Origin of the sequence: Phenylobacterium sp. (assembly GCF_035276905.1) — a bacterium.
GTDB lineage: Bacteria > Pseudomonadota > Alphaproteobacteria > Caulobacterales > Caulobacteraceae > Phenylobacterium.
Genome location: NZ_DATELG010000427.1, coordinates 1 through 7,913, shown reverse-complemented (window position 1 = coordinate 7,913; position 7,913 = coordinate 1). Strand labels below are relative to the sequence as shown.

The 7,913-nt window shown below is 64.2% G+C and carries 6 protein-coding genes; 2 read left to right on the top strand and 4 right to left on the bottom strand.

The features are described 5' to 3' along the window. Window positions 1–34 precede the first annotated feature (34 nt). Window positions 35–1,048 (top strand): hypothetical protein, encoded by a 1,014-nt coding sequence (locus VJS38_RS20405; RefSeq protein WP_324089983.1) that lies wholly within the window; start codon window positions 35–37, stop codon window positions 1,046–1,048. Between the two features lie 16 nt (window positions 1,049–1,064). Beyond that, complete coding sequence (locus VJS38_RS20400; protein ID WP_324089982.1) at window positions 1,065–2,201, top strand: NAD(P)/FAD-dependent oxidoreductase; 1,137 nt, start codon at window positions 1,065–1,067, stop codon at window positions 2,199–2,201. Between the two features lie 114 nt (window positions 2,202–2,315). Here the strand turns inward: VJS38_RS20400 and VJS38_RS20395 are convergent, their stop codons facing one another. From VJS38_RS20395 to VJS38_RS20380, 4 genes are all read right to left on the bottom strand, one after another. Next, on the bottom strand, window positions 2,316–4,742 hold the full coding sequence (locus VJS38_RS20395) for a TonB-dependent receptor (protein WP_324089981.1): 2,427 nt from the start codon (window positions 4,740–4,742) through the stop codon (window positions 2,316–2,318). Between the two features lie 235 nt (window positions 4,743–4,977). Further along, on the bottom strand, window positions 4,978–5,964 hold the full coding sequence (locus tag VJS38_RS20390) for a calcium-binding protein (protein WP_324089980.1): 987 nt from the start codon (window positions 5,962–5,964) through the stop codon (window positions 4,978–4,980). Between the two features lie 108 nt (window positions 5,965–6,072). After that, on the bottom strand, window positions 6,073–6,234 hold the full coding sequence (locus VJS38_RS20385; protein WP_324089979.1) for a hypothetical protein: 162 nt from the start codon (window positions 6,232–6,234) through the stop codon (window positions 6,073–6,075). A gap of 102 nt (window positions 6,235–6,336) precedes the next feature. Next, window positions 6,337–7,824, bottom strand: coding sequence for a hypothetical protein (locus VJS38_RS20380; RefSeq protein WP_324089978.1), 1,488 nt, complete (start codon window positions 7,822–7,824; stop codon window positions 6,337–6,339). Window positions 7,825–7,913: the final 89 nt, after the last annotated feature.

Sequence of the window (7,913 nt, the reverse complement as noted above, 5' to 3'; positions counted from 1 at the left end):
CAGATGAAATCGTAACTGATCGAGGATCTTGATAATGGCAGATGCAGCCGGTGGGCGGATAGTCGCGGCGTTCGGCCTGACCCATACGCCTGGTCTGGGCGACCAGATGGACAGGCCGCCGCGGTCTCAGATCGATCGCCTTATGACGGGCTTCGACGCGGTGAGGAAGCAGATCGTCGACGCCAAGCCTGACGTGATCATCGCGTTCGTGAACGATCACTTCGACATGTACACCCTTCACGGCATGCCAGGGTTCGCGATCGCCCTGGGCAGCACGCATTGGGGCCCGACGCCGGAGACGGAAAACTGGATCCAAATGAAACGCGGCCCGATCCCGGGGCACGCCGAACTGGCTCACGACATCTACGGATCGCTGATGCAGGACGGAATCGAGCTGTTTCGATCCGAGTCCGCCGAACTCGTCCACAATGTCCTGATACCGAAGAAATATCTGTGGCCCGACCTCGACATACCGATCGTGCCGATATTCACCAACTGCTTTATCCCGCCCCTGCCGACATTCCGCCGCGCCCATGAACTGGGCGCCGCCGTTCGCAGGGTGATCGATCGCCGCCCCGAGCGGGTCGCGCTGATGGCGAGCGGCGGCATCTCGCACTGGCCGCCGATCGTGTTCGATCATGATGACCCAGCCGATCCGCTCATCGAGCGTGTTCGCCAGTTCCATCTGCACGGTCGGGAGGTCTGGAAGAAAGATCCCGCGCTGGCGATGGACCTGATCCAGCGTGAAAAGGAGATGTCTGCATCGGGCCAGCAGCTGATCAACGTCGAATGGGACAAGGAAATTCTTGCGTTGCTGGCGCGGGGCGACGTCGCGAGCCTGGTCAAACTCGAGCACGAGCAAATCCGGGCGCTCGGCGGTCCCGGCGCATCGGAGATGCTGATGTGGGTCTCTCTGATGGGGGCGATGAACGACGCGGCGGGACAGATCGTGATGTACGAGCCGGTCACCGAATGGATGGGGGGCGTCGGCCTGATCAGCTACCGCGCATCTGCCGCCACGCCGGGGTCCGGCGCGGCGAAGGTCTGAGAACGGACAGCGGAACATGAAAGCCATCATCAGCGGCGGCGGCATTGGCGGCCTGGCGACGGCGGCGGCCTTGGGCCAGCGGGGTTGGGAGGTCACCGTATTCGAGAGCCAACCCAGTCTGCGCGTGTCCGGCTCGGGGATTTACGTGCATTCCAACGGTCTGGCGGTGTTGGCCGGGATCGGTGCGCTCGATCGCGCCACTGCGGGCGCCTTCATGGGGGACGGCGTCGAGCAACGCGATCATCTGAACAAGGTGATTTTGCCGCCGATGATGCCGCCAGGCGTGAAGATGGTGTCGATTCCGCGGCGCGAGCTCTTGGAAGGGCTGCACGAGGCGGCGCGCAACGTCGGCGTCGAGATCGTCACCAATTGCATGGTCGTGGACGCCCGCGCCGACGGAACGTTCATTTTCGCAAATGGGGAAAGGGCTCAGGCCGATCTGGCGATCGGCTGCGACGGCGTAGGGTCGCCTGTCCGTCGGGCGCTTAACCTGGAGGAGTTCCACCAGCGCACCGCGGAAGGGGCGCTTCGGACGATCGTGAGCGCCACACAGGATGAAATGCCCGAGGACGCGCGGGGGCGTTGCATCGAGAACTGGAGCGGCACGCGCAGGCTCCTGATCACGCCCATCAACGACACCGAAGTCTACCTCGCGATGACATGTCTTTCGGACGATGTCGAAGCGCGCGACACCCGTATCCAGCCCTGTTGGCGCGAAACCTTCCCGGCCTGGGCCTGGCTGATCGACCGGATCGGGGACGAGGTGACGTGGAACGTCTACAGTTTCATTCGGTGCAAGCAATGGTCGGCCGGGCGCACCTGCATCTTGGGCGACGCCGCGCACGCGCAACCGCCGAACCTCGGTCAAGGCGGGGGCATGGCGCTGCAGAACGGCATGGCTCTGGCCGCATTCATGGCGGATATCGCCGATCGGCGGGACGTTTCGACGGCGCTCGAGGAGTGGGAGCGATGCGTGCGGCCGTTGACCGAGCGCTGTCAGTACTGGTCGTGCCTGTTCGGCGAGATCACCCGCATCCCGGATGACGTTCGACCCGACTTCATCCGGGCGGCGTTCAGCAATAGCTGGGTTCAACAGAGCCTGGGTGAAGCGGCCCAGTCCAAGCCGGTGTTCCGCAAGCCGCTGCCCGCCTAAAGCGCAGCGCGGCGACATGGCGGCGCGCGCCGGGGCGGCGAGAAACACGGCCTTATCGATCCCGAAGTTCGTTTGAGCCCGCCACAGGCGCACGCGAACTTCGGAATCGCGACACTAGAAGCTTATCGTGCCAGTCACGCCATATGTGGCGGGCGCGCGCCGTTGGCCCGCGACGTACAACGCAATCACCTCCTCTGGAAAGACTACGTCGCGATTATTGAGGATGTTGACGCCCCAAACAGCCAGTTCGAAACGCTTATTTTTTCCAAATCGATACGTCGCCCGCGCGTTGAGCACGCCGCCTGCAGGTTTGGTCGTCGCGTCCTTGAGCGCCTGAGCCACAGCGACGGACTGGATCACGCTGTTGTCCGTCGAACTGTGCGGTACGCCATTGGCGTCGACGTAATAATTGTAGGGATCGAGTGCGTAAGAGCTCTCCCACACATAATCGGTGTGAAGGCTCAGTTCGCTCGCATCAAACTGATGGGTATACGTACCGGAAAGGGTGAATTGTCCCTTGGGAACGTAGGCAAATCGCTCGCCGCTGCGGTCAAAGTTATTGTTGTTCGGGTCAAGGTAATCGACATACTTCGTATTGATATTCGCGCCGCTCACGCCAAGCCAGACTTGGTCGTCGACTCCGTCGACCACGAGCGCCTGGACTTCCACCTCGCCGCCGTAGAAGTCGGCGCGGCCGGCGTTGGATGCGATGGTCGTTGTCGACGTCGTGCCCGGCACCGTGACGGTATAAGTCCGCTGGACGTCATCCACGATCGTATAGTAGGCCGCGACATTGACGCGAAGACGCCGGTCCAGAAATTCGGACTTGACGCCGACTTCGTAGTTGGTCGCCTTCTCGGGCCTGAACGAGGCGGGGTAGCCCGGCACGATCGCCGTATCGCGGAGGTTGACGCCCCCCGAGCGGAAAGCTCTCGACGTCTTCACGTACGCCATTACATCGGGCGCGAAACGATAGTCGAAGCCTGCCGTATAGGATACGCCGCTGAAAGTGCCGCTCCGGAAAGACGGGCACCCGGTCGTCACTGTGCAGGTAAAGCTCCCAGGTATAATGCCGTCCAGATTGCTGAGGGCCTGACCATTGTTGATCGTCACCCCTTTGTCGTCGCGGGACCAGCGCAATCCACCCGTGAAGGAGAGCTTGTCGGTCAGTTCGTAGGTCCCCTGGCCATAGATCCCAACGCTCTTGTTATCGATGTCGCCGTTGAACGCGGGGCCCTTTGTCACGAGCCGCGGCAGGAGCTGGACGACCGTGGAATCGATGCCGATTTCCTTGAAGTAAAAAGCCCCAACCGCAAACGACAACTTGTCGCTCAAAGTTTTGCCGGTGAGCGTTCCCTCGAGCGACCACTGCTCGAGGTTCTGGTAGGCGTTTTGGAAGTCCAGAAGCGTGAACGGCGAGCCGTCAAAATCAGAGGACGATGAGCCGTGAACCTTGCGCCAGCCGCCGATGATCTTGGCGTTCCCGAAGGACGTGTCGTATGAAATCGTCCCCACATAGGTCTGCGTCTTGGCGTTGATCCGCCCGGCCACGTTGTTCGAGACCGTGAGACCCTTGCCGGAATAGTTCTGAATGACTTGATCGAGCGCGGAACGCCCTGTCAGCCTGCAGGCCGCGACATTGACGAAGCAGGCGCTCGTCCCAAGGGTTTCCGCGCCGGCCTCCAACTCGCTGGAGGAGCCCGGCGTGACGTACAGGAGTTGTGGTGGAATTCCGCGATAGTCGGCGTCCCAGAGTTCGGCGGAGAGTTGCGCCGTTAGGTCGTCGGTGACCTGGGCGCGCAACTTGAAACGGGCGGTTTCGCCGTCCCTCTGGCCCTGCTTCTGGCCGGCATGCGAGACGTTGGGAGCATAACCGTCGTCGTGCAGGCGTTCGTAGGCGGCGCGGAAGGCTAGGCGGCCATCGATCAACGGAAGGTTGAGGATCGCCCTGCCGGATCTGTAGTTGAAGCGGCCGTAGGTCCCCGACAATTCGCCCGACTGGTTGTTGAGGTCCGGATCATTCGTGTCGATGAGGACGGCGCCGCCGGTGGTATTACGCCCGAACAAGGTGCCCTGCGGACCTTTCAGCGTTTGTACGCTTTTGACATCCAGCAGATTTGCATTGATCCCGTAGGAGCGGGCCCAATAAACGCCGTCAACATAGACGCCAACCGAGGGATCGGCGGTCGCGATCTGAGTCGTGTTGATTTGGCCGCGCAACATGAATAGCGAAAACGGCCCCTGGAAGTCGGCGCTGTTGATCCGAAGGCCCGGCGTGATGCCGGAGACATCGGAGAGCTTGACAGCATTCTGCTGCTCGAGCGCCTTGCCGCTGAACGCGGTCACGGCCACCGGCACATCTTGGAGGTTTTCCTCAACCTTGCGCGCCGTGACGATGATGTCCTGGAGAACCCGGGCCTGCTGCTGTGTCTGTGCGGGCGCGGCCGCCTGCTGCGCGAGTGCTGAACTGCCAACGGCCATAGAAAGCACGAACGCACTCAGCGGCAACTGGGTCGTTTCTTTGATAGAAGCTTTCTTCATGCTCCCCCCTTATTGAGTTTTTGGGTCGGATACCGTCGTTATGTTGACGGTTTACGGGGGGCGTTTGAAGCAGTCGCCGCAATGAATCACAGATGTAATTTTGCTGGCCAAGATCACCAATAGTTTGTGCGCTCGCGCGTTCCTCTGGTTCCACGATACGGCCTGCGCGCGTGAGCGCCGGGGACCACGCCGCGCGACTGGAGACTGGCGCGCATGACTCGGGCTCCGGGTCAGCTCAGTAGCTGATCCAACCCGTGTGCAGCGACGTCAGCGCGACATTCTGGAGGATCATCACGTCGCCGTTCGACACGTCGACGTGTGCGTCCGCCCCCACCTGCGAGGTCGTCCAGGTCAAGCCCGCGGCGATCTGGATATGATCGCCCTGCGCTTGGTTGAAGTCAGTGATCTTGTCCTGGGCTGCGCCATTGCCGCCGTGGAACGTGTCGGCCCCGCCGCCGCCGCTGATGGTGTTGTTGCCGAGATCCCCGAAGATGAGGTCCGAGCCGGCGCCGCCCCGGATCACGTCGTCGCCCTGGCCGCCCCTGAGCGTATCGCCGCCCGAGCCGCCCGTGACGCTGTCATCGCCCATGCTGCCGTTGATAATGTCGTGGCCGGTGGCGGCCGTGGCGCTGATCACATCGTTGCCCTGACCGCCCAGCAGCCAGTCGCCGACCGAGGACTGACCAATGATCGTGTCCTGACCCTGGTTGCCGTTGGCGCGGGTGAACCCGTCGACGCTCGCGCAGATGTAGTCGTCGCCGTCGCCGCCGAACAGCACATTGCTTCCCGGTCCGCCGTCGAGGGTGTCGGCGCCGCCGCCGCCGCTGATCGAATCGTTGCCCGCATAGCCACGCAGGAGGTCGCTCTGCGCCCCGCCCGTGACGGTGTCGGCGCCGCCGAAGAAGGCGGTCCGCATTGCGACGTTGTCGCCGGTGTAAGCCCAACTCACCAGCGAGGGGACCGAAACGCTGACGCCGGAGACCGTCGCCGCCAGGACGCCGTTGACCGTCTCGTGGAAGCCAGTCACGACGCCGCCGTTGGGAACCCCCATGGAATCGTACTGGAAGCCCTGGCCGTTGAACGTGTCGTAGATGTCGGCGCCGCTGTAGCTGAGCGTGAACGTCGACGAGGTTGCGACTGTCGGTATGCCGTCGAACAGGACGCCGACGTCGATGTCATCCATGTTCAGGGCGTAATAATCGCCCACCGCCAGAATCGCCATATCCCCGCCCTGTCCCCACTCGACTGTGCGGAGCGACGTTATCCGCCGCGGGCCCGGCGGAAATATCAAATGCTATATTTGAGCGGAGTTGTGGCGGTGCGCGGCGCGTCAGCCGCGACGCCCGCGCCAGATGAGCGGTCCCGCGAACACCAGCGGCAGCACGAACAGAACCACATGTCCGCCGCTCAGGACGTACAGCACCACGCCTAGCGCCACCGCGCCGGCGAGCACAAGCAGCATGGTCGCCAACCGCATGCGCCTCCAGTTCATGGCCGGCGGCTCGGTTCCCGGCGCACGAATGGGAAATCTCTGCTCAAAGCCAACGTCTCGCCTTGGCGCGGTTCGGCCTTGATCCCCTGGGACTCGCCGCATTCACCTTGCGGAGATGCGCCACAGCTGGGCGAAGCCGCGATCAGCGACCAGGGTGACGCCGGGCGGGGGGACGAACGCGCCGTCCGCATCGGGCAAATCGGCGTTCAACACCAGAATGAAGTCGAAGCACGATCGCCAGCGGCTCATGTACGCCGGATCCTTCGCGTCCGGGCGTCGACCCAGCGAATTCACGGAGGGCAAGCGCCCGCCGTCCGGAGCGCTGCACGCCGCCAAGGCGGGGCGAATCTCGACGGGCTGCTTGCCCCTGAGGGCGAACATCGTCGGCACGAACGCTTGCCGCATGGGGACCGCAAGCAGCGGGTAGTGGGAAAAGGTGGCGTCGCCAAGATTGAACAGGTAGCGGCCGGCGGACGCATTAAGGCGCACGCGCGCCGTCGGGCGGTGCTGCAGAGGCAGGACGCGTGCGCCCATGGGGAGTTTGGCGATCGCGTGCTTCGTGGCGGCCAATTGCGGCTCCATCTGGGTCCATCCCCAGGCGACGCCGGCCGTACGCGCCGAAATTACCGCCAGGGCCGCAAACGCCAGGGTCCTGGCCTCGCGGGCGCCCGCGCGGGGCGCAAGGCTAAGTCCCGTCAGCAGGCACAGCAGGCTCATCAACGCAAACCGCGCGTCGAGCCAACTGGAGTCGCCGATTTCATCCGGAGCCAGCACCGCCAGCGCCAGGAAGGCCCCGGCGGCCGTGGCGAGGCCGGCGTGAACCTGCAGTCCTCGCCGTCGCGCCAGTCCTACGATCAGCGCGCCGGCCGTCAGCGCCAACCCCAGATCCAGCAGCACATCGTAGCCAATCACCGGCGAAGCCAGGGCGCGCAGCTTCGCCGTGAAAGAGCCGAAGCGCAGTCCCTCGCGCCCGCCGAACGCGGGCAAAGCGTGGGCGAAGAGCAGAAAGGCTCCGAACGGCGCCAGGCACCAGGCTGCCGCGCCAGCCGCGCGACCAAGCCGCCGGGCCAGGGGACCCCACGTGCGCAGCTCCAGCCGCTCCGCACCGAACGCCACGGCGGCGACGAGGGCGGCGTAGAACAACAGGTCAAGCAGATGGGCCTGGATCAGCACCGCGGCGAAGCCCACCCGCAGGACGATAGCGGCTGCGGGCCGGCGACGTTGCACGATCGCGTCGGCCGCAGCGAAAGCGAGCGCCAAGCCTAAGCCGATCTGGAAATTCAGAAAGCCAAGAAGCAGCGTCGAAGGCCAACTCGCGATCGGCAGCATCGCCCACCACGTGGACGGTCCTCGAAACAGCGTGCCGTTCAGCGCCGCCGCGCCGACCGGCGTCAGCAACACCGCCAGGATCAGAGCCGTGTGGGCGACGGACGATGGCGCGACGAGCGGCGCCAGCATCGCCACCGTCCGATCGACGCCGACGTTGGTCGCCGCCAAGCTCCAGTCGAGACCGTAGAACTGCGCGGCGGCTCCGGTTCCGCCCTTGCTGGCGATCACCCAGAAGCGCGCGAGGTGGTTCGGATAGTCCACCAGCGGCGGGATGCGGGCGCAGAGAAACGGCGCCAGCAGGATGAGGTAGGCCAGCCCGGTGAAGATCCAGGCGGCGCCGACGCCAGCGC